21 protein-coding genes are annotated in these 25,274 nt (G+C 59.9%); 10 read left to right on the forward strand and 11 right to left on the reverse strand.

The window, feature by feature from the left end; translation table 11 throughout:
• The first annotated feature begins 52 nt into the window (after positions 1-52).
• Complete coding sequence (locus D3Z90_RS09070; RefSeq protein WP_136475418.1) at positions 53-3,073, forward strand: FAD-binding and (Fe-S)-binding domain-containing protein; 3,021 nt, start codon at positions 53-55, stop codon at positions 3,071-3,073.
• A gap of 46 nt (positions 3,074-3,119) precedes the next feature.
• Here D3Z90_RS09070 and D3Z90_RS09075 read toward each other — a convergent pair whose 3' ends face one another.
• Genes D3Z90_RS09075 through D3Z90_RS09085 form a run of 3 tightly spaced genes read right to left on the reverse strand, consistent with a single transcriptional unit; the run spans position 3,120 to position 5,349 of the window.
• Positions 3,120-3,479, reverse strand: coding sequence for a hydroxyisourate hydrolase (locus tag D3Z90_RS09075; RefSeq protein WP_136475419.1), 360 nt, complete (start codon positions 3,477-3,479; stop codon positions 3,120-3,122).
• Entirely contained in the window at positions 3,476-3,985 is a 510-nt protein-coding gene (locus D3Z90_RS09080) for a nucleoside deaminase (RefSeq protein ID WP_136475420.1), read from the reverse strand. Before D3Z90_RS09080 ends, D3Z90_RS09075 begins: the two co-directional genes overlap by 4 nt.
• A gap of 32 nt (positions 3,986-4,017) precedes the next feature.
• Positions 4,018-5,349 carry a nucleobase:cation symporter-2 family protein gene (locus D3Z90_RS09085; protein WP_136475421.1) on the reverse strand — a complete coding sequence of 444 codons (1,332 nt, stop codon included), beginning with the start codon at positions 5,347-5,349 and terminating at the stop codon, positions 4,018-4,020.
• Between the two features lie 188 nt (positions 5,350-5,537).
• Between D3Z90_RS09085 and D3Z90_RS09090 the strand changes: the two genes are divergently transcribed.
• Entirely contained in the window at positions 5,538-6,452 is a 915-nt protein-coding gene (locus tag D3Z90_RS09090; protein WP_136475422.1) for a LysR family transcriptional regulator, read from the forward strand.
• Between the two features lie 19 nt (positions 6,453-6,471).
• On the opposite strand, the gene D3Z90_RS09095 is transcribed toward D3Z90_RS09090, so the two are convergent.
• A complete protein-coding gene (locus D3Z90_RS09095; protein ID WP_136475423.1) occupies positions 6,472-7,143 on the reverse strand; it encodes a bifunctional 2-polyprenyl-6-hydroxyphenol methylase/3-demethylubiquinol 3-O-methyltransferase UbiG in 672 nt (223 codons plus the stop codon).
• Between the two features lie 125 nt (positions 7,144-7,268).
• Between D3Z90_RS09095 and D3Z90_RS09100 the strand changes: the two genes are divergently transcribed.
• The 3 genes from D3Z90_RS09100 (at position 7,269) to D3Z90_RS09110 (ending at position 11,518) form a co-directional block, all read left to right on the forward strand.
• Complete coding sequence (locus tag D3Z90_RS09100) at positions 7,269-7,934, forward strand: ABC transporter ATP-binding protein (protein ID WP_136475424.1); 666 nt, start codon at positions 7,269-7,271, stop codon at positions 7,932-7,934.
• Between the two features lie 73 nt (positions 7,935-8,007).
• The gene (locus tag D3Z90_RS09105) at positions 8,008-10,464 is read left to right on the forward strand and encodes an FtsX-like permease family protein (RefSeq protein WP_136475425.1); all 2,457 of its coding nucleotides are present in this window, start codon (positions 8,008-8,010) and stop codon (positions 10,462-10,464) included.
• Complete coding sequence (locus D3Z90_RS09110) at positions 10,454-11,518, forward strand: lipocalin-like domain-containing protein (RefSeq protein WP_136475426.1); 1,065 nt, start codon at positions 10,454-10,456, stop codon at positions 11,516-11,518. Before D3Z90_RS09105 ends, D3Z90_RS09110 begins: the two co-directional genes overlap by 11 nt.
• A gap of 24 nt (positions 11,519-11,542) precedes the next feature.
• Here D3Z90_RS09110 and D3Z90_RS09115 read toward each other — a convergent pair whose 3' ends face one another.
• Positions 11,543-12,478, reverse strand: coding sequence for a Ppx/GppA family phosphatase (locus tag D3Z90_RS09115; RefSeq protein WP_136475427.1), 936 nt, complete (start codon positions 12,476-12,478; stop codon positions 11,543-11,545).
• Between the two features lie 419 nt (positions 12,479-12,897).
• Complete coding sequence (katG, locus tag D3Z90_RS09120) at positions 12,898-15,156, reverse strand: catalase/peroxidase HPI (RefSeq protein WP_136475428.1); 2,259 nt, start codon at positions 15,154-15,156, stop codon at positions 12,898-12,900.
• Between the two features lie 410 nt (positions 15,157-15,566).
• Here katG and D3Z90_RS09125 point away from each other — a divergent pair, with 410 nt between their 5' ends.
• Positions 15,567-16,205, forward strand: coding sequence for a LysE family translocator (locus D3Z90_RS09125; RefSeq protein ID WP_136475429.1), 639 nt, complete (start codon positions 15,567-15,569; stop codon positions 16,203-16,205).
• Positions 16,206-16,469: 264 nt separating this feature from the next.
• Complete coding sequence (locus D3Z90_RS09130) at positions 16,470-17,507, forward strand: ABC transporter substrate-binding protein (RefSeq protein WP_136475430.1); 1,038 nt, start codon at positions 16,470-16,472, stop codon at positions 17,505-17,507.
• 58 nt (positions 17,508-17,565) lie between these two features.
• Here the strand turns inward: D3Z90_RS09130 and D3Z90_RS09135 are convergent, their stop codons facing one another.
• A complete protein-coding gene (locus D3Z90_RS09135; RefSeq protein WP_178084177.1) occupies positions 17,566-18,252 on the reverse strand; it encodes a nitroreductase in 687 nt (228 codons plus the stop codon).
• Positions 18,253-18,466: 214 nt separating this feature from the next.
• Between D3Z90_RS09135 and D3Z90_RS09140 the strand changes: the two genes are divergently transcribed.
• Both D3Z90_RS09140 and D3Z90_RS09145 read left to right on the forward strand, forming a co-directional pair.
• Positions 18,467-19,303, forward strand: coding sequence for an AraC family transcriptional regulator (locus tag D3Z90_RS09140; RefSeq protein WP_136475431.1), 837 nt, complete (start codon positions 18,467-18,469; stop codon positions 19,301-19,303).
• 48 nt (positions 19,304-19,351) lie between these two features.
• Complete coding sequence (locus D3Z90_RS09145) at positions 19,352-19,948, forward strand: LysE family translocator (protein ID WP_136475432.1); 597 nt, start codon at positions 19,352-19,354, stop codon at positions 19,946-19,948.
• 34 nt (positions 19,949-19,982) lie between these two features.
• Here D3Z90_RS09145 and D3Z90_RS09150 read toward each other — a convergent pair whose 3' ends face one another.
• Positions 19,983-20,165: a DUF1289 domain-containing protein gene (locus tag D3Z90_RS09150; RefSeq protein WP_136475433.1), complete on the reverse strand. Its 183-nt coding sequence runs from the start codon at positions 20,163-20,165 to the stop codon at positions 19,983-19,985.
• Positions 20,149-20,538 carry a hypothetical protein gene (locus D3Z90_RS09155; RefSeq protein ID WP_178084178.1) on the reverse strand — a complete coding sequence of 130 codons (390 nt, stop codon included), beginning with the start codon at positions 20,536-20,538 and terminating at the stop codon, positions 20,149-20,151. The genes D3Z90_RS09150 and D3Z90_RS09155 overlap by 17 nt, the downstream gene beginning before the upstream one ends.
• Positions 20,539-20,895: 357 nt before the next feature.
• Between D3Z90_RS09155 and D3Z90_RS09160 the strand changes: the two genes are divergently transcribed.
• Positions 20,896-21,981: a hypothetical protein gene (locus D3Z90_RS09160; RefSeq protein ID WP_136475434.1), complete on the forward strand. Its 1,086-nt coding sequence runs from the start codon at positions 20,896-20,898 to the stop codon at positions 21,979-21,981.
• Positions 21,982-22,203: 222 nt separating this feature from the next.
• Here D3Z90_RS09160 and D3Z90_RS09165 read toward each other — a convergent pair whose 3' ends face one another.
• Together D3Z90_RS09165 and D3Z90_RS09170 are read right to left on the reverse strand one after the other, a co-directional pair.
• Positions 22,204-23,127: a hypothetical protein gene (locus tag D3Z90_RS09165; protein ID WP_136475435.1), complete on the reverse strand. Its 924-nt coding sequence runs from the start codon at positions 23,125-23,127 to the stop codon at positions 22,204-22,206.
• Positions 23,128-23,369: 242 nt separating this feature from the next.
• Complete coding sequence (locus D3Z90_RS09170; RefSeq protein ID WP_136475436.1) at positions 23,370-25,223, reverse strand: ABC transporter ATP-binding protein; 1,854 nt, start codon at positions 25,221-25,223, stop codon at positions 23,370-23,372.
• Between the last annotated feature and the right edge of the window lie 51 nt (positions 25,224-25,274).

Genomic DNA, 25,274 nt, shown 5'->3' on the forward strand with positions numbered 1-25,274 from the left:
CCGTTTCAGCAAGTATTCTCGATTAGCCTGACATAAATGAGGCCATCCACCGATGATCGCCCGACTGACCGGCACCGCACCGGCCACTCTTTACCCTGATTTCCTCGAAGCCCTGCGCAGTGCCGGTTTCCGTGGCCAGCTCAGTGCTGACTACGCGACCCGCACGGTGCTGGCCACGGACAACTCTATCTACCAGCGCTTGCCGCAGGCGGCGGTGTTCCCTGTGGACGCCGATGACGTCGCGCGTATTGCCGCGCTGATGGCCGAACCGCGCTTCCAGGCGGTCAAGCTCACGCCTCGCGGTGGCGGTACCGGCACCAACGGTCAGTCGCTGACCGATGGCATTGTGGTCGACCTGTCGCGCCACATGAACAGCATTCTTGAAATCAATGTCGAGGAGCGCTGGGTACGGGTGCAGGCCGGGGTGGTCAAGGACCAGCTCAATGCCGCGCTCAAACCGTATGGGCTGTTCTTCGCGCCGGAGCTTTCCACTTCCAACCGTGCCACCGTCGGCGGCATGATCAATACCGATGCCAGCGGACAGGGCAGTTGTACCTACGGCAAAACCCGTGACCACGTGCTGGAGTTGCACAGTGTCCTGCTCGGTGGCCAACGTCTGCATACCCGGCCTTTGAACGAGGCTGAACTGGATCAGGCATGTGCTGAAACTGGCCGTGCCGGCGAGGTGTATCGCACGGCTCGCACCATTCAGGAAACCAAGGCCGAGCTGATCGAGCAGATCTTCCCCAAGCTCAACCGCTGCCTGACCGGTTACGACCTGGCGCACCTGCGCGATGAGCAGGGCCGTTTCAACCTCAACAGTGTGTTGTGCGGTGCGGAAGGCTCGCTCGGGTATGTGGTCGAGGCCAAGCTCAATGTGCTGCCAATTCCCAAGTACGCCGTGTTGGTCAACGTCCGCTATAGCAGTTTCATGGACGCCTTGCGAGACGCCAATGCGTTGATGGCGCACAAGCCATTGTCGATCGAGACGGTGGACTCCAAGGTGCTCATGCTGGCGATGAAAGACATCGTCTGGCACAGCGTTGCCGAGTACTTCCCCGCTGACGCCGAACGCCCGACCCTGGGGATCAACCTGGTCGAGTTCTGTGGTGATGACCCGCAGGAAGTGAATGCCCGGGTACAGGCTTTCGTCGCTCACCTGCAGGCCGACACCGGTGTCGAACGCCTGGGCCACACCCTGGCCGAGGGCGCCGAGGCGGTGACGCGGGTCTACACCATGCGAAAGCGCTCGGTGGGTCTGCTCGGCAACGTCGAGGGTGAAGTGCGGCCGCAGCCGTTCGTGGAAGACACGGCGGTGCCGCCGGAGCAACTGGCGGACTACATTGCCGAGTTCCGTGCTTTGCTTGACGGTTACGGCCTGGCCTATGGCATGTTCGGCCACGTCGATGCCGGCGTGCTGCACGTGCGTCCGGCCCTGGACATGAAGGACCCGGCGCAGGCGGCGCTGGTCAAGCCGATTTCCGATGCGGTGGCCGCCTTGACCCTGCGCTATGGCGGCCTGCTCTGGGGTGAACACGGCAAAGGCTTGCGCTCGGAATACGTGCCGGAATACTTCGGCGAACTGTACCCGTCGCTGCAAGCGCTCAAGGGTGCGTTCGACCCGCACAACCAGCTCAACCCCGGCAAGATTTGCACACCCCCCGATAGCGCCCAGGGCCTGATCAAGGTCAACGAGGCGCCGCTGCGAGGGGACTTCGACCGCCAGATCGACGAGCGCGTATGGCAAAGCTTTGGCAGTGCCGTGCACTGCAACGGCAACGGCGCCTGCTACAACTATGATCCCAACGACGCCATGTGCCCGTCATGGAAGGCCACCCGTGAGCGCCAGCATTCACCTAAGGGTCGCGCTTCGCTGATCCGTGAATGGCTGCGCCTGCAGGGCGCTGCCAACATCGATGTGCTGGCGACTGCGCAGGGCAAGCTCGATTGGGTCAAGGGCCTGCCAGCACGCTTGCGCAATAATTTTTCGCGCAGCAAAGGCGAGGCGGATTTTTCCCATGAAGTCTACGACGCCATGGCCGGTTGCCTGGCGTGCAAATCCTGTGCTGGCCAATGCCCTATCAAGGTCAATGTGCCGGAATTCCGCTCGCGCTTTCTTGAGCTGTACCACGGGCGCTACCAGCGACCCCTGCGTGATTATCTGATCGGCTCACTGGAGTTCAGCATTCCATACCTGGCCCACGCCCCCGGTTTGTATAACGCGGTGATGGGCTCCAAGTGGGTGAGCAAACTGCTGGAACAGCAGGTCGGCATGCTCGACAGTCCCTTGATCAGCCGCTACAACCTGCAAGCGACGCTGACCCGTTGCAACGTGCGCATGGCCAGCATCCCGACCCTGCGCGAGCTCACTCCAGCGCAGCGCGAGCGCAGTATCGTCCTGGTTCAGGATGCCTTCACCCGCTACTTCGAAACGCCGGTGTTGGCCGCCTTCATCGACCTGGCTTACCGCCTTGGTCAACGTATCTACCTGGCGCCGTACAGCGCCAACGGCAAGCCGCTGCACGTGCAGGGCTTTCTCGGCGCGTTCAACAAGGCGGCTATTCGTAACGCCCGTCAGCTCAGTGCCTTGGCAGATTGCGGTGTGCCGCTGGTTGGCCTGGACCCGGCGATGACCCTGGTGTATCGCCAGGAGTACCTGAAGGTTCCTGGCCTGGGTGAGTGTCCGAAAGTTCTGTTGCCACAGGAGTGGCTGATGGAGGTGCTGCCTGAGCAACCAGGCAGAACGACGGGTACTTTCCGACTCATGGCTCACTGCACCGAGAAGACCAACGTACCGGCCAGCACGCGCCAGTGGGAGCAGGTGTTTGCGCGCGTGGGCCTGAAACTGTCCACCGAGGCCACCGGTTGCTGCGGCATGTCGGGCACTTACGGCCATGAGGCACGCAATCAGCAAACGTCGAAGACCATCTTCGAACAGTCCTGGGCCAGCAAGTTGGATAAGGAAGGTGAAGCATTGGCGACCGGCTATTCGTGCCGCAGCCAGGTCAAGCGCCAGGCTGATCGCACCCTGCGCCATCCGCTGCAAGTGCTGTTGCAGCAACTGAATGCCTGAAGATCAAGGCCGAGGCTCGACGCACGAACGTGCGTCGAGCCGAGCGTCAGGCGCCACCGCGAAAACAGGAAACGCCCCAGGCGGTCAATTTGAACGGTAAATGGTAGTGCTGGGTTGGTTCGCCAACGCCGAAGCGGTACACCAGCTCATCCAGAAACGGCTGCGCTGGTAGCGCAGTCCCCTGGGCCCGGTAGAAGTCGGCAACCTGCAAGCTGACCTCGTATACCCCTGCAGGGCAACACTCACTGAGATCAGCTAGCTCAGCCAGCAGCCCATTACTGCCGATACGGCCGGCACAGATCAGCTCACGCCGTGCTGCATCCAATCGCTCCAGGCGTACTTCCAGCCCTTGTGCCACGCAACCGCTGGCGACATCCACGACATGGATGGAGATTCCGCCATTCATGACCAAAAGCCCTTGTGCGGCGCGGCAGCTTCATCTTCAAGCATTGGGCCGAACACGCTGACCTTGCGTTGGCCTTTGGCGAACACTTCGCGACACGGCAGTGAGAAAGTCGGGTTTTCCGGGTGATCGCCCGTCAAGCCGAGCAAGGCATGCTCGGACAAGGCGTACACCACTCGGCCGATACCTGTCCAATACACCGCGCCGGCGCACATGCAGCAAGGCTCGGCGCTGGTGTACAAGGTGCAACTGGCCAGTGCTTGAGGGTCGAGCCGCTTGGCCGCGTTGGCGGCCGCGACCAGTTCGGCGTGTTGAGTCGGATCACCTTCCGGAGGCATGGAGTTGTTGCCAGCTTCGGCAATCACATTGCCATCGCGATCGGCCACCAGGGCGGCGAAGGGGTGGCGGCCGCGCTGCCGGGACGCAGTGGACAAATCGATGGCGCGGCGCAGCAGTTGCAGGTCCATCTCGGTAACGCCAGCAGGGCTGAGCTGAGTGATGCTGGTCATGGTTTACTCCTTGGCAGTAAAGGGTGGACGGGTCACTCGGCCATCTCGGCGGCGACGCTGTCGTTGGTTTTCTTTTCGTTATTGAGCAGTACGTTGAGCACGATGGCAGTTATCGCGCCGAGGAAAATGCCACTCTCCAGTACCAGCTTGAGCGCGCCGTTAGCGTGTTCGAACAGGGCTGGGAAGGACATCGGCAGCACCCCGACGCTGACCGAAACAGCCACGATGATGCCGTTGCGGGTACCTTCGAACTTCACCCGCGACAGCTCCTGGATACCGGCGACCGTGGTCATGCCGAACATCACGATGGCGCAGCCACCCAGCACCGGGGTGGGCACTGCAGCAATCAAGGCGCCGAGCTTGGGGAACAAGCCCATCAACACCATGATTGCTCCAGCAGCGGCCACCACGAAGCGGCTCTTGATGTTGGAAAGAGCAATCAGTCCGGTGTTTTGCGTGAACGCGTTGTACGGAAAGCTATTGAAGAGGCCGCCGAGCATGGTTGATAGGCCGTCCGCACGAAACGCGTTGCCCAGGGTTTGCTGCGTGGTCGGTTTGCCGGTCAATTTACCGATGGCCAAGCAGTTGCCCGTGGTCTCGGCCATGATCACCAACATGGCCAGGGTCATGACCATGATTGGCACCAGCGAGAACTGCGGCGCGCCGAAGGCCATGGGTGGACTCAGTTCGAACCAGGCGGCTTCGCCCACTCGGCTGAAGTTGGTCATGCCGAACGCCGCGGCGATCAAACTGCCGACAAACAAGCCGATGAGCACACTGAGGTTGCCGATGAAGCCGGAGAACTTGGCATAGATCACCAGGGTTACAGTGACTGTCGCCAGACCCAGCAATAGATTGGCAGGGTTGCCGAAGTCTTCGGCAGCGGGGTTACCGCCGCCCAGCCAGATAGCCGCGGCAGGCATCAGCGAGACACCGATAATGGTGATCAGGCTGCCGATTACCACCGGCGGAAAGAAGCGCAGCAAGCGACTGAATACGGGGGCCAGCGCGATAGTAATGGCGCCCGCCGCGATCACGGCACCGAAAATCTGACTGAGCCCGAACTCCTTGCCGATCATGATCATGGGTGCCAGGGCAATGAACGAGCAGCCTTGGATCATGGGCAAGCGAGCGCCGAACTTCCAAAAGCCGATGGTCTGGATCAAGGTCGCCACGCCCGACGTCAGCAGGTTGGCGTTGATCAGCATGATGACCTGCGCCGATGTCAGCCCCAGCGCGCTGCCGAGAATCAGCGGTACCGCCACCGCCCCGGCGTACATCACCAGTACATGTTGCAAACCGAATGTGAATAACTGACGCAGAGGCAAGACTTCGTCCACTGGATGAACCGGTGTTTTGCTCATGGCGCATGTCTCCTGAAGGTGCAGCGCTTATTGTTTTTCGAAGCAGGAACTACCGACGACGTGGTCATATTTCAGTGTTGTGGGCGATGAAACAAGTTAATAACCATCGACCGCATCGACGGTTACACCCTTGCACAAAGGCACACAGCGTTGCAGGCTGTGGCATCTACTAAGCAAGGAGCGGGACATTGCGTTTTTCTCTGGATCAATTGCTGATGTTCGTGGAAGCGGTGAAAAGCGGCTCTTTCTCTGCCGCAGGACGCAAGCTGGGAAAAACCCAGTCGACGATCAGCGCGGCGATTGCCAACCTGGAAACGGACCTGGGTGTCGAACTGTTCGATAGAACCAGCCGTATTCCGGGGCTGACCGCTAGCGGGCAAAAACTGCTGATTCAAGCTGAAGCGGTACTGGAGCGGTGCCTGGCGCTTGAGGCGCATGCCGATTGTTTGTCCGAGACTGTGGAGCCGAGCCTGACGCTGGCGATCGAGACGCCCTATGGTCCGATTCTGCCGGTGCTCAAGGCGTTCGAGCTGGCTTTCCCGTATGTTGATCTGATCATCCGCCACCCGGTCCATGGCGATGTCAGCGAGCTTGTGGTTCAAGGCGAGGCCGCATTGGGCATCGCCTTTTCACAACCGGGCTATGCCAAGGAACTGGCGTTCCAGCAATTGGGCAAGTTGATCATGCTGCATGTCTGTCACCCCGGGCATCCGTTGGCGCAACTGTCCACCGTGACCTTCGATGATCTGCATGTGCATCGGCGTCTGGCATTCAGTGCCCACGCCAGCAAACTGCCCAGCAGTGAATACCTGCGCTCCACGCAGCTGTGGCAAGCGGAGAGCTACTTGGCGTTGCTGGAAATGGTGCGCGCAGGGTTGGGGTGGACCACCTTGCCACGCCAATTGATTCAACGCGAACTGGAGCGCGGCGAATTGGTAGAGCTGCAACTGAATGCTTATCCCCACACCGATTGGCAGGTGGGCGTGGATCTGCTCTGGGCGCGACAAAGGCCTATGGGCAAGGCGCAGCGCTGGCTGCAAGAACGCCTGCAAAGCAACAAGGTGTTCGAGTTGGACCGCCAGGGCCAGCGCACCACGCTCTAGCCGGCCTCGCGGGCAGCGCTCAGCGCTGTTGCTCGGCCACCAGCAACAGTGATTGCGGCACGGCGCTTTGTGGATGCTGTGGCTCTTGCAGGGCGGTCAGGCGCCAGCCGGCGATGTCCAACGCATTGAGCCAACTGGATAAGGTACGAAAATACCAGGGCATGGGTTGCCATTGGCCTTCGAGCGCGGTGAACGTCTCCTGCCGCCAGCCATCCTGATAGTCGCCGGCTGCACAGCTCCAGGGGTGCAGGGTCTGGATCACCAGCGCGCCGCCAGGGGCGAGCAGGGCATTCATCGCGCCGAGCAGGGGGATGATGTCCTGATGCAGCAGGGCAAAGTTGGCGCAGATCAGGTCGTAGTCGTTGCCGACATCCACACAGCCTTCGACCAAGGCCTCGTAGCGAGCCAGATGCACATGCGCAGCGCCGCTCAATCGTGCGGCTTCGACCAAGGCAGGCTCACCGTCCACGCCCACCGCCGCAATGCCCCGTTCAGCCAGTGTTCGCAGGAGCCAGCCTTCGCCGCAGCCAAGGTCGAGCACGCGCTCGGGTTGACGTCCGAGGATCGCTAGCAGAATCGCCTGGTCGGTAACCTGGCGACGGCTTTCGATCGTGCCGCTGCGGATGGCTTCGATCCACATTCGGGCATTGTCGCTCCAGCTTTGCTGGAGTGCAGATTCAGGGTTGGGCATGGTGGCGTCCGCAATGGCTGTCTGGGATGAAGGTTAGGATAAATAGCTATCGGGCGGCAGCGAATGGGCAAAGCATGCGAACGCTGCTATTCCTAAGGGTTCAAGCAGTCAAGGGTAGGCTATTGATGCTGGTCGTCGAACAACTGTGCAAGGCATTCATCACCGCCCAGGGACCCTTGCCGGTGTTGCAGGGCGTCGATTTGAGTTTGGCGAGGGGGAGCAGTCTGGCGTTGATGGGCGAGTCGGGTAGCGGAAAAAGCACCCTGCTGCACTTGCTGGCGGGTCTTGATCGCGCCGACAGCGGTCGCATCCTGATCGACGGCGAGCCTCTCGATGACCGCTCGGAGTCGGCGTTGGCCCGTTGGCGGAGGGAGGGCATCGGCTTGGTATTTCAGCAATTCAATTTGATCAGCAGCCTGAATGTCGCCGCCAATCTGGCATTTCAGGCGCGTTTGGCTGGCCGGTTCGAGCAGCAATGGGTGGATTACCTGGCCGAGCGTCTTGGTCTTGGTGCATTACTGCAACGTTATCCGGAGCAGTTGTCGGGTGGCCAGCAGCAGCGTGTGGCAATCGGTCGGGCGCTGGCGGGGCGACCGGCGTGGGTGCTGGCCGATGAGCCGACCGGTAGCCTGGATGAACTCAGCAGCGATGAAGTGCTGAACTTGATGTTGCAGTTGGTTGGCGAGGCAGGCAGCAGCGTGCTGATGGTGACCCATAGCCGTCGCTTGGCCGCACGGCTCGAGCAACGATGCGTTCTGTCGGCCGGACGCGTGCAAGTCGACGAGCACTGATACACCGCAGGCAGCAGCGGGCTTGCGCTGCGATGAGGCCCGTGCAACGGGAACAGTAGGAGGTAAAGGCCCATTGATCATCGCCTTACAGGCGCTATTGAGTCACTGGTGGCGCCATCGTTTGCAGTTTTTCAGCATCCTCACCGGCTTGTGGTTGGCAACAGCGCTGTGGACCGGCGTACAGGCGCTCAACAGTCAGGCCCAGGCCGATTATGCACGGGCCAGTGCCGTGCTGAGCGGTCTGGGGCAAGCACAGTTGGTAGCGCGAATGGGGGATCGCTTCGCTCAATCGATCTACCTGCAACTACGTCTGGCTGGCTGGCGGGTAGCGCCTGTGTTGGAGGGCCGTTTACGTCTTGCGGGCGAGTCAGCGCTGAGTGTGCGCTTGATGGGTATCGAGCCGTTGAGTCTGCCGGCCGGCGCAGCTATTGCCGGAATCCAGGCACAGGGCTTTGACCTACAGGCGTTTATCGGCACCCCCGGGCAAGCCTGGGTTGGACCGGATACGCTGCACCAACTGGGCCTGAAAGAAGGGGATCAAGCGCTTGGCAGCGACGGTCAACGCTTGCCACCGTTTGTGCTGAAAGCACAGTTGGCGCCCGGGGTCGTGGTGGTAGATATCGGCCACGCGCAAACGTTGCTGCAAGCACCGGCACAGTTGTCTCGGTTACTGCTCAACGGTGATGTGCCAACCTTGCCCGCAGCGATTGCCAGTCAGTTGACACTGCAGCAGGCCAGCGACGATGGTGACCTGCAACGCCTTACCGATAGTTTTCACCTCAATCTCACTGCGCTCGGTCTGCTGGCCTTTGTCGTCGGTCTGTTCATAGCGCATGCCGCCATTGGCCTGGCACTTGAACAGCGCCGAGGCCTGATTCGCAACCTGCGTTCGTGCGGCGTCAGTTTGAAAACCCTGTTGTTCAGCCTTGCCTTGGAGTTGGGTGTTTTTGCAGTGTTGGGTGGTTTGGCCGGAGTCGCCAGTGGGTATCTGCTGGCGGGTTTGTTGCTGCCCGATGTGGCTGCCAGCTTGGGTGGTTTGTATGGTGCGCAAGTCGCCGGCCAACTGAGCCTGCCGGCCTGGTGGTGGCTGGGCGGGGTGTTGGTGAGTGTGTTCGGTGCTGTGCTGGCCGGGGCGAGCAGTGTGCTGCGCGCAGCCCGTTTGCCATTGTTGGCCCTGGCCCAGCCGCAGGCATGGCGCATGGCCCATGGCCTCTGGTTGCGTCGCCAAGCGCTGGCTGCAGGATTGCTGCTGTTGATCGCGCTGGGCTGTTGGCAGTGGGGAAACAGCCTGCCCAGTGCTTTGGTTCTTCTCGCAGCCCTGTTGCTGGCAGCAGCACTGCTGTTGCCAGCTTTGCTCGATAGCCTGCTGACCGGGTTGGCGCGTATAGGCAGCACCGGGCCGTTGTCACAGTGGTTCATAGCCGACAGCCGTCAGCAGTTACCTGCGTTGAGTCTGGCGCTGATGGCCTTGCTGCTGGCGTTGGCCGCCAGTGTCGGGGTAGGCAGCATGACCGAAGGCTTTCGCAAAACATTCACCGGCTGGCTTGACCAGCGTTTATCAGCGGATCTCTACGTAACTCCGCGTGATACCGCACAAGGCCTGCTGATCAATACCTGGCTGGTGCAACAGCCAGCAGTCACCGATGTACTGCCAAGCTGGCGCATTGAACTGCGCTTGCAGGGCTGGCCGGTGCAGGTGCAAGGCATCCTCGCCCACGATGCCTATCGAATGCGCTGGCCGTTGCTGGAGCGCAGCGCACAAGCCTGGGAGCAGTTGGCGAGCGGTGGTGGGGTCATGCTCAGCGAGCAATTGGCGCGACGCCTGGGTGTAAAACTGGGCGATAGTCTGCAGTTGCCTGGCGAGCCAGGGCCAGTGATGCGTGTAGTGGCGGTGTATGCGGACTACGGCAATCCCAAGGGGCATTTGCTGGTCAATGCCCAGTGGCTGCGAAGGCATTGGCCCGAGGCGCGACTCAGTGGCTTGAGCCTGAGTGTGGCATCTGCGTCGGTGATAGCACTCAAAGCGCAACTGCAGCAGCGCTTTGCCCTGGACGATAGCCGCGTGGTCGAGCAAGCGACATTGAAGGGCTGGTCGACTGATGTTTTCAGTCGCACCTTCGCCGCGACTACGGCACTCAACAGCCTGACCCTGGGTGTCGCGGGCATCGCGTTGTTCATCAGTTTGTTGACGCTGAACCAGAGCCGCCTGGGCCAACTGGCGCCGCTCTGGGCGCTGGGTGTAGCGCGTAGCCAGTTGGTGTGGCTGTCGCTCGGGCAGACCTTGATGCTCAGTAGCCTGACTGTGCTGCTGGCAATGCCGTTGGGGTTGCTGCTCACTTGGTGCCTGGTGGCGGAAGTGAACGTGCAGGCGTTTGGTTGGCGTTTGCCGCTGCATCTGTTTCCCGGGCAGCTGTTGCAGTTGGGGCTTTTGGGCTTATTGACCAGTCTGCTGGCCAGTGCCTGGCCATTGTGGGAATTGGCGCGGCGCCAGCCGAGCGAGTTGTTGAGGCAGTTTGGCGATGAAACCTGAAGTCTGGTTGTGGGCGATGCTACTGCTGCTGGCGGGCTGTGATCAGCCTGCACACGGGCCCAAAAGCTATGCCGGGCTGGGGCTGGACGCGGCTGAATTCGCGCAGGTGACGCGCGATCATCCGCTGGTATTTCCGCGGGACCACGTCGCCCATGAGGGCTTTCGGATCGAGTGGTGGTATGTCACTGCCAACCTCAAGGACAGTCAAGGCCGAGACTGGGGCGTGCAATGGACGCTGTTCCGTTCAGCCCTGCGCAATGGCCCGGAAACCCTTGGCTGGAACAGTCCGAATCTATGGATGGGGCATGCGGCCCTGACCGGCCCGGGCGGTCATCAGTCCAGCGAAACGCTGGCGCGCGGCGGTATCGGCCAGGCCGGCGTCGTGGCTCAGCCATTCAGGGCCTGGATCAATGATTGGTCGTTGCAGGGCTCGGGCAGCATTGATCAGTTGCAGATGACTGCCAGTGGCGAGGGTTTTGGCTATCGCTTGAACCTCACCAGCAGTCTTGCGCCGGTCCTTCATGGTGACCAGGGCTACAGTGAAAAGTCCGGCAAGGGGCAGGCTTCCTACTATTACAGTCAGCCGTTCTACCGGGTCAGCGGTGAGGTCGAACGCGACGGCCAACGCTTCTCGGTTACCGGCAATGCCTGGCTTGATCGCGAATGGAGCAGCCAGCCATTGGCCGCCGGGCAAACGGGCTGGGACTGGTTTTCCCTGCATCTGGACAGCGGCGCCAAGCTGATGCTGTTTCGGGTGCGCGAAAAAGACGGCCAACCCTATCGGGCGGGCACCTGGATCAGCCCTCAGGGCGAGCCACAGGCTTTGCAAGGTGAGCAGATACAGCTAACGGAGTTGACCTGGACACGTCAGCAGCACGGCGCCTCAGTGCCCACCCGGTGGCGCGTGCAGGTGCCCGTGCACGGCGTGGATGTGCAGGTCGAAGCGTTGCAAGACAACGCCTGGATGGGCAACAGCTTTGCGTACTGGGAGGGGCCGGTGCGCTTCAGCGGCAGTTCGAGCGGCAGGGGTTATCTGGAAATGACGGGCTATTAGTCACGTTGCCTGTCGAGGTGACGATCAGTCTTTGTTCATCAAACCATGCAGCACGCCGAACCTTAAACCGGGCTCGGAAGGCATCATCTCGGTGATTCCGAAGGCTTTGAATGCAGCCATCATGATTGCCAGGCCTCCGGGCAGAGCGCTCTGGCGATGAGGTTGCAGGCCACCCAGCCGAGCAGTGTTGACGTTGCCCTGTTCGAGCAGCAGCACTGACAGGCGCAACAAACCGCGGTAAGTGATTCCGCCTTCACCACAGTCGTTCAAGGCATTGGCCCTGAGCACTTTAGCCAACATGCGTGCAGTGCCTGACGACCCGATTGCCTGTTGCCAGCCCAGGTAGCGATAGCGGCGCGCGACTTTTTCAAATTGCAGCGTGGCGGTGCGCTCGGCGTCGAGCAGGGACTGAGCGGTAACCCTGCCGTCAGGGAAGAAGCGCGTGCTCCAGATCCCACTGCCAATGGTCAGACTTTCGGTCAGCAGCGCCTTGTCGCCTTGGCCCAGAATCAGCTCTGTGGAGCCGCCGCCGATGTCGACCACCAAACGCATGGTGGCCGCATCGGGGATCCGATGACTGACGCCGGCGTACACCAGCTGTGCTTCTTCCTCGCCGGAGATGACGTCGATTGGAAAGCCCAGGTGACGCTGGGCATCACTCAAGAACAGCTTGGCGTTGGCAGCTTCGCGCACGGCGCTGGTGGCGACGGCACGTACTCGTCCTGGCTCGAAACCACGCAGTTTTTTGCCAAAGCGTGCCAGCGCTTGCCAGCCTCGATCCAGTGCCAGTTCGTCGAGGGCGCCTCCATGCAGGCCCTCTGCCAGCCGAACCGGCTCACGCAAGGATTTAACTTCCTCGATCTGCCATTGGCGGTTCCGTTTGACCGGTTGGCCGATCATCATGCGAAACGCATTTGACCCCAGGTCAATGGCCGCAAACAGGGAGGTATCGCCTTTCATCGAGTGGTCCTTGCAGGTTCATCGGGCAACGCTCTAACGCGTTGGCGACGATCTTCCACTCGATTGATGACGCAAAGATGACAGCTCCTTGCGTGGTACAGAGTTTGTTACAGCGGCGAAATCGTCCCTAACGCCCCGATACCAATGGCCAGCACCAGAAAGCCAACCACGAAAAGTGCAAGCTTGCCCATATGAACTCCGAATTGAACAGGAAAGAGGCAACAGGCGTTGCAGACGATGCAACTGCCTGCTCAGGCACGCAGCGAAAGGTGCCCTGTAGGGGCTTTATTGTCGGAGTGTCGGGATTTTCATTACAGATGCAGATGTGGTGTAAAAATACGGATCAGACAAAAACACCCCGAGTCGGCCTTGCAACTCGGGGCGCTTTTACATTTCACCAGCAGAACACAGCGGTCCTTTTACGCCAGGTCAAAACGGTCCAGATTCATCACCTTGGTCCAGGCGGCGACGAAGTCGTGGACGAACTTGTCCTTGCCATCGTCGCTGCCGTACACCTCAGCCAATGCCCGTAGCTGGGCATTAGAGCCAAACACTAGGTCGACGCGGCTGGCCGTCCATTTCAGCTCGCCGCTCTTGCGGTCGCGGGCTTCATAGCTGTCGTTGGCACTGGAGGTCGGCTTCCATTCCACGCTCATGTCCAGCAGGTTGTGGAAGAAGTCATTGGTCAACTGACCCGGCCGCTGAGTGAACACCCCCTGGGTGCCTTGTCCGACATTGTTGCCCAGCACCCGCAGGCCACCGACAAGAACGGTCATTTCCGGTGCGCTCAAGGTCAGCAACTGGGCCTTATCCACCAGTAGCTTCTCGGGTTTGATCTTGAGTCCGGCTTTGGCAAAGTTGCGAAAGCCATCGGCTACAGGCTCCAGCAGGCTGAAGGACTCGACATCGGTCTGTTCTTGCGAGGCGTCAGCCCGTCCAGGAGAGAAGGGCACGTTGACGTTGTGACCGGCATTTTTCGCCGCCTGCTCTACGCCGGCGGCACCACCCAGCACAATCAAGTCAGCCAGGGAGATTTTCTTGCCGCCCCCTTGGGCATTGAAGTCGTTCTGAATGCTTTGCAGCTTGCCCAGTACCTCGGTCAGTTGCGCAGGCTGGTTGGCTTCCCAATCCTTCTGCGGCGCCAAGCGCAGCCGACCACCGTTGGCACCTCCGCGTTTGTCCGATCCGCGAAAGCTCGAAGCGGCTGCCCAGGCGGTAGAGACCAGTTGCGATACCGACAACCCCGAGGCCAGCACCTTGGCTTTGAGCGCGGATACATCCGCATCGTTGACTAGCGCATGGTCGAGCGCCGGAATCGGGTCTTGCCAAAGCAATTCCTCACTTGGCATTTCCGGGCCGAGGTAGCGCGATAGCGGGCCCATGTCACGGTGGATGAGCTTGTACCAGGCACGCGCGAAGGCGTCGGCCAACTGTTCGGGGTTTTCCTTGAAGCGTCGAGAAATTGGCTCGTAGATCGGATCAAGGCGCAAGGCCAGGTCCGAAGTCAGCATTCGCGGCTCCTGGCGCTTCGCCGGATCGAAGGCGTGCGGGATTTTATCGGCGCCCGCGCCGCCCTTCGGCTTCCATTGGTGGGCGCCGGCCGGGCTTTTGGTCAGCTCCCACTCGAAGTTGAACAGGTTCTCCAGGTACTCGTTGCTCCAGCGGGTCGGGGTGGAGGTCCAGGTTACTTCCAGGCCGCTGGTGATAGTGTCCGGGCCTTTGCCGGTGCCGAAGGTGTTATGCCAGCCGAGGCCTTGTTGCTCAAGGCCAGCGGCCTCAGGTTCTGCGCCGACATGATCGGCGGGGCCGGCGCCATGGGTTTTGCCGAAGGCGTGGCCACCGGCGATCAGCGCCACGGTTTCTTCGTCATTCATGGCCATGCGGCCAAAGGTTTCGCGAATGTCCTTGGCCGAAGCGATCGGGTCGGGGTTGCCTTCCGGGCCCTCCGGATTCACGTAAATCAGGCCCATCTGCACGGCGGCCAATGGATTTTCCAGGTTGCGCCCAGGTGGGTCGGTACGGCTTTCTTCCTGACCATGCTTGGAGGGTTCTGCGACTAGCGGTACGTCGCCCGGTGGCTGTGCCTTGCCATAGCGGGTATCACCGCCCAGCCAGACGGTTTCCGAGCCCCAGTAGACATCCTCATCAGGTTCCCAGACATCGGCACGGCCGCCGGAGAAACCGAAAGTTTTAAAGCCCATTGATTCCAGTGCGACGTTGCCGGTGAGCACAATCAGGTCGGCCCAGGAAATGTTCTTCCCGTATTTCTGCTTGATCGGCCACAGCAGACGCCGGGCTTTGTCGAGGCTGACGTTGTCGGGCCAACTATTGAGGGGGGCGAAGCGCTGTTGACCGGACCCCGCGCCACCACGGCCGTCACTGGTGCGATAAGTGCCGGCGCTGTGCCAGGCCATACGTACGAACAGCGGGCCGTAATGACCGAAGTCGGCCGGCCACCAATCCTGGGAGTCGGTCATCAGTGCCGTCAGGTCACGTTTCACCGCGGCAAAGTCCAGGCTCTTGAAAGCCTTGGCGTAGTCGAAGTCCTCGTCCATCGGATCGGACAGGCACGAATGTTGGTGGAGTATTCTCAGGTTCAACTGGTCGGGCCACCAATCGCGGTTGGTGGTGCCGCCGCCAGCGGCATGATTGAACGGGCATTTTGACTCGTTTGACATGACTGTTTCACCTCTGGATGGACTCACCCCACAATCTGACCCGTTGTGCCAACCGAGTAGAGATGAGTGAAATCAATGGCATAGGTTCAAGGCCAGCGGTTCAGACAACGAATCGGTGATGGCCATCACGGACGGTTAAGCGTAGCGGCAATCTCGTTATCGACAGGTGGACCACTGCGGGAAACGCGGCGGTAGCCGCTGTGTTGCCGCTTTCCCAAACGCCATCCAGCCGGATCGGTGCAGCGATAAATATAGGCTAGACGTGGCCAACTGCGAGGGCTAATAGTGGCAGTCTTGTGGGTTGATAGCGTGTCTCTCTCAGCCATCTCGGTATTTGCCCCATGAGCAGATGAATACGCTCGACCAGCTCTGTAAGATGCATGGCTTCCTATCTACTTCGAGTTCGAAAAATGGATGCTCACTCGATTCTCGCGTATGTCCTGGTTGCTGCCATTGCCATTGCCAGCCCCGGTCCTGCCACACTGATGGCGATCAACAACAGCGTCGCCTATGGTCAGCGTGCTGCGGTGTGGTCATCCTTGGGCAATGCCTGTGGTTTGTTCTGCTTGTCGGCGGCGGCGATGCTCGGCCTGGGTGCCTTGCTTGCCAGTTCTGAATGGATGTTCAACGTCGTCAAGATCGCTGGCGCCGGTTATCTCTTTTACCTGGGTGCCAAGCAGCTGTTCAAGAAAACCTCCATGCTTGCCAGCGATGTTGCGCAACACCAGAAAACAGGCCGGCCTTCGCGTCAGAAACTATTCAAATCAGCCTTCCTGACCGCCGCGACCAATCCCAAGGCCACGATGTTTTTCTCCGCGCTGTTCCCGCAGTTTCTCGACCAGAGTGCAGCACTGCTGCCGCAGTTTCTGTTGCTGACCTCGATTTTCATGGGCTTGTCGCTGACCTCCTTGAGCCTCTATGCAGCGCTTGCTTCACGGGCCAAGGGCGTACTGACGCGGCCGCGCTTTTCGCTGTGGGTGAGCAGGGTGGTCGGTTCGACGTTCATCTTCTTTGGGGCTGCGATTCTCACCCTGCGCAGACAAGCTTGATCTCACACGCAGTTGCTGCTGCATATGTTTAGTCAGCACCAATCTGAAAATCAGAAAAGTAGAGTCTAACCACCGTTACATACGTGCCACCTTACTCGGCGAGAAAAATGGAGCCAGGAACACCATTGTTCGTTGCCGAGTGGGTCGTATGGCCTATCTCCCACGAACGCATCGAGACCCGGATGTCTCTCGCCTGGGAAGGCTGATTTATCCCGGTGTCTTGAGTGATTTGCAATCACCCTTGAACAGTAGGAGATAACAATAATGATCAAGACTCTGAAATTCGCAGTGCTGGCAACGGGGATAGTTACTGCCAGTCACGGCCTTGCCGCCGATCTCACCGTCGTCTCCTTCGGCGGCGCCAATAAAGAGGCGCAAGTAAAGGCTTTTTACAAACCCTGGCAGCAAGCCAGCGGCAGCAAGATTATTTCCGGTGAATACAACGGTGAAATGGCCAAGGTCAAAGCCATGGTCGACACCCGCAGCGTCTCTTGGGACGCCGTGGAGGTCGAGTCCGCCGAACTGGCCCGTGGTTGTGACGAAGGCATGTTCGAGACCCTCGACCCTGCGCAGATCGGCCTGGACAGTAAAAACTTCGTTCCCGGTGCCATCCAGCCGTGCGGCATTGGCTTTCTGGTGTATTCGACAGTGCTGGCCTACAACGCCAGCAAGCTGAAGGAAGCGCCCACCGGTTGGAAAGATTTCTGGGATGTCGAGCGATTCCCGGGTAAGCGTGGCCTGCGCAAGCTGGCCAAGTCGACCCTGGAGTTCGCGCTGATCGCCGACGGTGTTGAACCTGGGGAGGTTTACTCACTGCTGGCGACCGAGGCGGGGCAGGATCGCGCCTTTGCCAAACTCGACCAGATCAAGCCGCACATTCAGTGGTGGGAGGCCGGCGCGCAGCCACCTCAATACCTGGCGGCAGGGGATGTGGTGATGAGCTCGGTGTATAACGGTCGTCTTTCGGCCGAGCAGCGCAAAACCTATGACCTGAAAATCGTCTGGTCGGGTGGGCTCTACGAATTCGACTCCTGGGCGATTCCACGGGGCGCTTCGCGTCAGGAAAAAACCCGCGAGTTCATTGCCTTCTCGCTCGAACCGCAGCAACAGAAGAGCTTTGCCGAGCATATCGATTATGGCGCCGCCAACTTGCAGGCCATGGACCTGCTCGACAAGGCGCGCATTGCAGAGCTGCCCACTGCCCCCGAGAACCTTGCGCAACAAGTGGCTGTAGACGCTCTGTTCTGGGCAGACCACGGTGAACACCTGGAACAGCGCTTCAACGCCTGGGCGTCGCGTTAACTTACCGAGCGTTCACAAATGCCAGCCATGGGGTGTACATCCCATGGCTGTGCGTTGGTCAGCTATTTCCCTTCCATTGCACCGCGGTGGTGATATTGGCTCTGGTGGTGCGAAAGTTGTTGGCTGGATGGCCGGGCTCGGCAAAACCCAGCGAGATACCACAGACAACCAGCCGGTCTGGCGCTAGGCCAAAGTAGTCACGAACACGTTGGGGATGGGCTGCTAGCGCCGCTTGCGCAATGGCAGCGACGCCGTGGCTTGCAGCGGCAAGCAAGAGGTTGGCGATGTATCCACCACAATCTACCGCGCCATAGACGCCCAGCGCCTGGTCGCTGGTGATCATCGCCACATGCGGGGCGCCGAAGAATCGAAAATTTTCCCGGGTTTGGCGCGCCGAAGCTACTCGGTCGCCACGCTCGATACCCAGGCTGTCATAGAGCGCCAGGCCGCACTCGCGGCGGCGGTCCTGATAAACCCCACGATACTCGCTCGGCCATGGAAAGTCGGGGCCGGGTTCGTCTTCATGGGCGGGGGCTTGCATGATGTCGCGGAACTGTTCGGTCGCATCACCTTGAGTAAGGTGAATTTGCCAGGGCTGAGAGTTGCACCAGGAGGCCGAGCGCTGTGCCATGGTCAGGATGCTTTCGAGCGTAGCCTGGGGAACTGGCTCGGCCGTGAAGGCGCGGCAACTTGAACGTTGCGACAGCAGTTGATTAAGGGTGGCGACACTGTGTTCCAAGGTCATTTGGGTCTCTCTTGTTCTTGTAATAGAGTTAAAAATTTCACCAGATCATCTGGATCTTACTGGTTCAGCTTTCGAATCCACAGTACGTTCAGTCGAGAACAGCACGGCGCTGCCGAGACGGCCAACTGCACAAATGTTCTAAACGGCCTGCGCCAAAGCAAGGTAGCGTGTACGTTCACGCAGACATTGATGAACAGTGCTACTGGAACCCTGAATGGACACATGCAACTGGATCGATCTATCCCAGGATACCGAAACCGGGATTGAATCGATTCGTGCGCATTTTCAAGGGCATGCCTACGACCCGCACTGGCACGATAGTTTTCTTGTCGGGGTTACCGAGCAAGGTGTGCAGCAGTTCAATTGCCGGCGCATTCGTCATTTCAGTACGCCCGGCAAAGTGTTCATGCTGGAGCCGGGGGAACTCCACGATGGCCATGCGCCGACCGAGGAAGGCTTCACTTACTCCATGCTCTACCTCGATCCGCAGTGGCTGGAGCGTGAGTTGCTGACGTTGTTCGAGCACGCACCGCACAATTGCCAACTGGGTTTTACCGCTACCCTAAGCCAGGACGGGAGTTTGGCTACGGTCATATCAAACGCATTTCGGGCATTCCACGACAGCGACCTGCGCATTGTGCGGCAAAGCGCGGTCGATGATTTGCTCGGTGCGCTGACCCGCCACATGGACTGGCGCAAGCGTCTGAGTCCGGATCCGCGCCTACCCTTGTCGGCACAAATAGCCCGTGATTTTTTGCATGCCCACGGCTGCGAAGACATTGGCCTGGATGATCTGGCGCGCGCCTGTGGCGTCGACCGCTTTCGTTTGACCCGGGCCTTCAAGGCTGCTTTTGGCCTTGCGCCGCATGCTTATCTGATCCAACTACGCCTGGCCAAAGCGCGGCAATTGCTGGCGCGCGGTGTGTCACCCGTACAGGTCGCCAGTGCTGTCGGCTTCGCCGATCAAAGCCATATGGGGCGCTGGTTCCGCCGCGCCTACCGGCTGACGCCAGCGGACTACCGCAAGCGTTGCTCAAATCTTCCAGACTGAATCACACTGCTGCGTGACCATGATCGCCTCTTCGCAGGAGTCCGATCGATGCCTTCACTGTTGCCTTTTCTGTTGTTTGCCTTCGTTGCTTCGATAACCCCGGGGCCGACCAACATCCTCGTGTTCAGTCACAGCGCGCGGCGGGGTATGGGCGCCACGTGGCCGATCATAGTTGCTGCATGCGTGGCTGCGGCCTCGATTGTCTTTGCCGTGGGGCTTGGGGTGGGAGAAACCTTGTTGAAGTTTCCGCGCGTGCAACAGGCGATGGCCTGGGCCGGTGTGCTTTGGTTGACCTGGCTTGCCTGGCAGATCTTTCAAAGTCCGGCGCCTTCCCTGGAGCAAGCAGGCGCTGAGGACGAAGGCGTCAGGATGCTGAGTATCGCGCTGCTGCAAGTGGTCAATCCCAAGGTCTGGATGATGGCGATTGCGGTCGTCAGCGTGTTCGTCAGTGGCAGTGACAGAGCGTTGCAGGTTGTCTTGTTGGCACTGCTCTTTCTGTTGGTCTCACTACCGTGCATGACCCTGTGGGCCCTGCTTGGCATGGGCAGCGCCCGGGCACTGAGTTCGCCACGGGCGTTCAAGCGCATGAACCACGCGCTGGCTCTGTTGTTGCTGGTGTCGGCCTGGTTGACGGTATTCGTCTAGCCTGGAGGCAACAGAGCAGGCACTGCCAGAGCGATTAGTTTTTCTTCTTGTTGAGGCTTTTCATGCGCGCGCTGGCGTTGCGCACGGTCGTCATTTTCTCTGGCCGTTTCATGCTGCGCCATTTACGGATTTCTTCCCTTGTTCGTCCGCAGCTCACGCACATGTCGCTGTTCAATTGGCACAGCGAAACGCAGGGGGTTTCAATGTCCTTTGCCATGTTTGCTACCTGATCGTTGCCGTGAGCCCAGACGCACCGCCCAATTGCCCTGGTGCGAAGCTGCGCAACGTTCTTCGCAATCAAACTCAAGATGCCGGGTGATGTCGGCGACGTTGATGCCAATGTCCTCGAATGCTGCTTGGGTAAGGTCATGGATCCAGGCTTGGTCGTGGCTGCATAGGGCAGTGGTCAAGTGGCTTTCGCTATCGAATACCCAGGTGACAATCAGGCTGTCAGGGAAGCTGTCGTAATTGACGCGATGAGTCAGCCACTCAAAGCCGAGAATCTGGCCCTTGGCCGACTCGCAGGCGCGGGTCAGCGCACGGGCCAGTTCTCGCTCCATGGCGTGATGCTGTCGTTTCGATGAAGCCATAAATGGGTTCCGCAGTCGCAATGGCAAAGGGGCTGATTTTAAACCGGCAAGTACGTGAGTAGGGTAGCCCCCTTCGCGGACGGTGGTAGGTGGCTCGCCCGTGGGTTGGCGTTTTCACGAGACTTGTAGCGGCAAAACGAATTTCACGGCGCTTTTCGCCGCGTATGGCAATTTATTCAGTAAAAACAACTACCTAACACTTCCTATACTGCGCTCGGCGTCAGCGTGGCTGCACATTTCAACGAGCCAGGGTGCTTGTGGTACAGCCATACAGATAGTCGCTATGCGGGAATCAGGGGACAGGAGTCACCTCTTTTTTCCATGCTACTAATAAGTCTAAGAACGAGAAATAGTGTAATGAATAAACAATCTATCCAGATTGCGCTTGCTTACATGTCTGTGGTGATTGGGGGTGGTTTCGCCTCTGGGCAGGAGGTCCTGCAGTTCTTCACCGGTTATGGGCTGATAGGCATCGTCGGCACTCTGGTGAGCGGTGTACTGTTTGCCTTCCTCGGCATGCAGATCGCCCGGATGAGCTCGCAGATGCAAGCGAACTCGCACAAGGAAGTTCTTTACAAGTTGTTCGGTACGCGTATCGGCCTGGTGGTCGATGTGGTGTTGTCGTTCTTCCTGTACGGCGTCGGCGTGGTGATGCTGGCCGGCAGCGGTTCGATCTTTACCCAGGAATACAACTTGCCGCCGCTCTTCGGTGGCGTTCTGATGACTGTGCTGGTGGTTGCCACTTTGTGCCTGCACGTTACACGCATTATCAACCTGATCAGCGCGGTGATGCCGTTCCTGCTGGCCATGGTTCTGATCATCACCACCTACTCGATCTTCAACTACAACGCCTCCGTCGAAACCCTCGACGCAGTTGCCCGCGAGAACAACGAGACGGTCACTGGTAACTGGTTCGTTGGCGCCTTGCTCTATGCCTCGTTCAATATTGCCGTAGGTTTCCCGATGCTTGCCGTTATCGGCGGTATGACCAAGCAACCCAAGGCTGCCGCGGTCGGCGGCGTGCTCGGTGGTCTTGGCCTGGGTGCGCTGATTCTGCTGCTGAACATTGGCCTGTTCGCCAACATCAACCAGTTGCAGGGTATCGAAATGCCGTCGCTGGCGCTGTCGGCGCGCATCTCGCCCATCCTCTCGGTAGTCATGTCCATCGCGCTGGTGTGCATGATCTATAGCACCGCAGTGGGTATGTTCTTCGCCTTCAGCGCGCGCTTCGCCAAACCGGATTCGCGCCGCTTCAAAGTGGTCAGCGCAGTGACCGTGTGCGTAGGTCTGGGCTTGAGCCTGGGCGGTTTCAGTAAGCTGGTTGGTACTGTCTACCCGCTGCTGGGCTACGTCGGCTTTGCCCTGATCCTCGCTATCGCCTTCAGCTGGGTGCGTGCACGCTCCGCTGCCAAGGCTCAGGCCGCGCTGAACGCCGCCTCCTGAGGCAGGTACAAGCCCCGCTAGTGCGCATGATGCTGGTTACCCAAGCAGTGCGCACTGGCGGGGCTTGTTCATTGCAGTGGGCTCATTCGAGCAACTGCGGGCGTGGTGTGCGCAAACGCCTTTCTCCAGCCTTCAATGCATGAACAATGCAATCAGGATGATCACGGGAATAGGCACGCCGAGCATGAATAGCAGTATCGAACGCATGGTAGTTCTCCTCGGTTATTGAGCTCGAGTGCCGACAGAGTCGTCGACCAGAATCACGGCGTCGCGACGGCGGCCCCCGTAGGTTGCGGCAAAGCTTGCGAAAAACGCGCCGCACAACAATGCAATGAACATCCACAGGGAAGTCATCGCGGCTACTTTGCTGGCTGCGTCGGCGGCTTCACGGGCAGCGGTCTTGGCTTCATCCAACGCCTGGCGCGCCTTGGCGAACACATCGTCGACACGTTTTTCGGCCTGGGCCTGGGTAAGGTTGGTGCGCTGGCTGACCAGTTGCGCCAGATAGGCTCTGTCTTCTGCGCTCAGTTGCCCGCCGTCGCTCAGCGAACGCGCCATGATCCGGGTCACCGCGGCATTGGCGGCATCCTCATTGACCATGACCGTGCTATCACCGCGAAACAGGGTGTCGACAAAATAGCCATAGGCGTCGCTGTCTTTGCTGCCCGCCGCTGTGGACGCTGCCGAGGTCACGCCGCTTGCGGCCCCCGCTGCAACGTGTGCCCCAGCTTGTACCCCACCCCCGACGATGCTGCTGACCGAGCCGACCACCAGCGTGGCCGTCACCAGCGTGGCGACCGCCCATGCCAGAAAGCCGTGGGCGGTATCGCGAAAGTACACCTCATCGCCATGCACCCGCGCCCATTTGACTCGCAGGCGACCTGCCAGGTAGCCGCCGAGGCCAGAAGCGATAATCTGCGTCAACGCAAGCCAGACAATCGTGGAGATGCCGAGGCTCTTGGCGCTCATGCCATCGCCGGCCCACGGAGAAACTGCTGAAAAGCCCAGTCCAAAACCGAGCATTACCAGGATCAGCGACAATGCCGCAGCGCCTGCCGCACCTGCAAAAATTGCCGCCCATGACACGCCAGACTGGTTCTGCACTTGCGCGCTGACAGCCAGTTGGGCTTCGGTTGTTGTCATCATTGTTTTAGAACTCCCGTCGTGAACATCAATGTCCACCACAACGGGTGCATGCCTTATGCCAAGCAGGGGTAAATGGCAAAGTGTGTGAATTCAATGCGTTACCGCAATTGCAAAAATTCACGTCATGCAAAGTGCAAGATACAGCCCACCGCTGGCGGGTGTTCTGCACAGTCTGGCGGCTGAGGCGCCCAGGGCGTGAGCCGCCGCCGGCAAATCAGCGCTCCAGACCGTTCAGCCGCCGGCTACTCCAGCGCTTCGGCCAACCCTTGGTCTTCACCCAGGAATCCACCACTCTGGTGCTGCCACAGCCGCGCGTAGGTACCGTTCTTCGCCAGCAGTTCAGCGTGGCTGCCTTGTTCGATGATGCGCCCATCATCCATGACGATCAGTCGATCCATTGCCGCGATTGTCGATAGCCGATGGGCGATGGCGATGACGGTCTTGCCTTGCATCATTTCATCCAGGCTTTCCTGGATAGCCACTTCCACCTCAGAGTCCAGGGCGCTGGTGGCTTCGTCCAGCAGCAGGATCGGGGCGTTCTTGAGCATCACCCGGGCGATGGCAATGCGTTGGCGCTGGCCACCGGACAGCTTGATGCCGCGCTCACCGACCAGAGCGTCATAACCGCTATGTCCCTGGCGGTCGCTCAGTTGGCTGATAAAAACGTCGGCCTGGGCGTTGGCTGCAGCGCGGCGGATTTCTGCGTCAGTCGCCTCCGGGCGACCGTAGGCGATGTTGTCGCGAATCGAGCGGTGCAGCAGGGAGGTGTCCTGGGTGACCATGCCGATGGCGCTGCGCAGGCTGTCCTGGGTCACGTGAGCGATGTTTTGCCCGTCAATGCGAATCTCGCCACTGTCGACGTCATAGAAGCGCAGCAGCAGGTTGATCAGCGTGGACTTGCCCGCACCAGAGCGCCCGACCAGGCCGATTTTTTCCCCGGCACGGATTTTCAGACTCAGGCCATCGAGCACCTGTCGCTCACCGTTGTAGTTGAAGCTCACGTTATCGAAGGTCACTGCGCCGCCGGCAGGCACCAACTCACTGGCGTTTGGCGCATCCTGCACTTTGGGCCCGCGGGTCAGGGTTTGCATGCCATCCTGGACAGTACCGATGCTTTCGAACAGCGAGGTCATTTGCCACATGATCCAGTGCGACATGCCGTTGATGCGCAGGGCCATCGCTGTGATAGCCGCCACGGCCCCCGTACCGACTTCGCCTTGATGCCACAGCCACAAGGCGTAACCGCCTGCGCCAAGGATCAGGGCGACCACCAGTGCCTGATTGACGATCTCGAATTGACTGACCAAGCGCATTTGGCGAAAGCCGGTCTGTTTGAAATCCTCCATGGCTGCGCGTGCGAAATGCGCTTCACGTTTGGAGTGCGAGAACAGTTTCACAGTGGTGATGTTGGTGTAGGCGTCGGAGATTCGCCCGGTCATCGATGAGCGCGCGTGGGCCTGTTCCTGTCCGACCTGGCCCAGGCGCGGCACAAAGTACAGCATGGCCAGACCGAACAGTGCGACCCAGATAACGAACGGCAGCATCAACTTCAGGGCGAAACCGCCGGCCAGGGCGATGATCGCAATGAAATACACACCAATGCCGGGCGCGATTTCGATCAGGGTGAACAGCACTTCGCGCACGGCCAAAGCAGTCTGCATCACCTTGGTGGTGACCCGGCCGGAAAACTCATCGGAAAAAAATGACAGGCTTTGGCGCAGCATCAGGCGGTGGAAGTCCCAGCGCAGCCGCAACGGCAAGTTGATCGCCAAGACCTGGTGCTGAACCATGGTGCGTAGCGCCACCAGCCCGACGCTGGTCACTAACACGATGGCGATACCCCACAGCACGCGGCTTTCCTGACCCTGAGTATTACCGCCTGCCTGCCAGGTGGAGAGCAGGTCGACCACCTGGCCAAGAAAGGCAAACAACCAGGCTTCGTAAATCGACACACTGGCACTGAGCAGCGCAAGCGCGAGGATATAGCCGCGTGCGCCTCGGGTGCAGGCCCACAGGAACCGCGCCAGACCAACCGGTGGAGGTGGCAGCTCATCGGGTGGAAAGGGGTCGAGTCTTCGTTCAAACACACGAAGCATGAGGGCCTCCTGAGGGGGTCAAATAGTGGATTCTGTCATCTAACGATTGCT

Source organism: Pseudomonas sp. DG56-2 (genome assembly GCF_004803755.1).
Classification (GTDB): Bacteria; Pseudomonadota; Gammaproteobacteria; order Pseudomonadales; family Pseudomonadaceae; genus Aquipseudomonas; species Aquipseudomonas auratipiscis.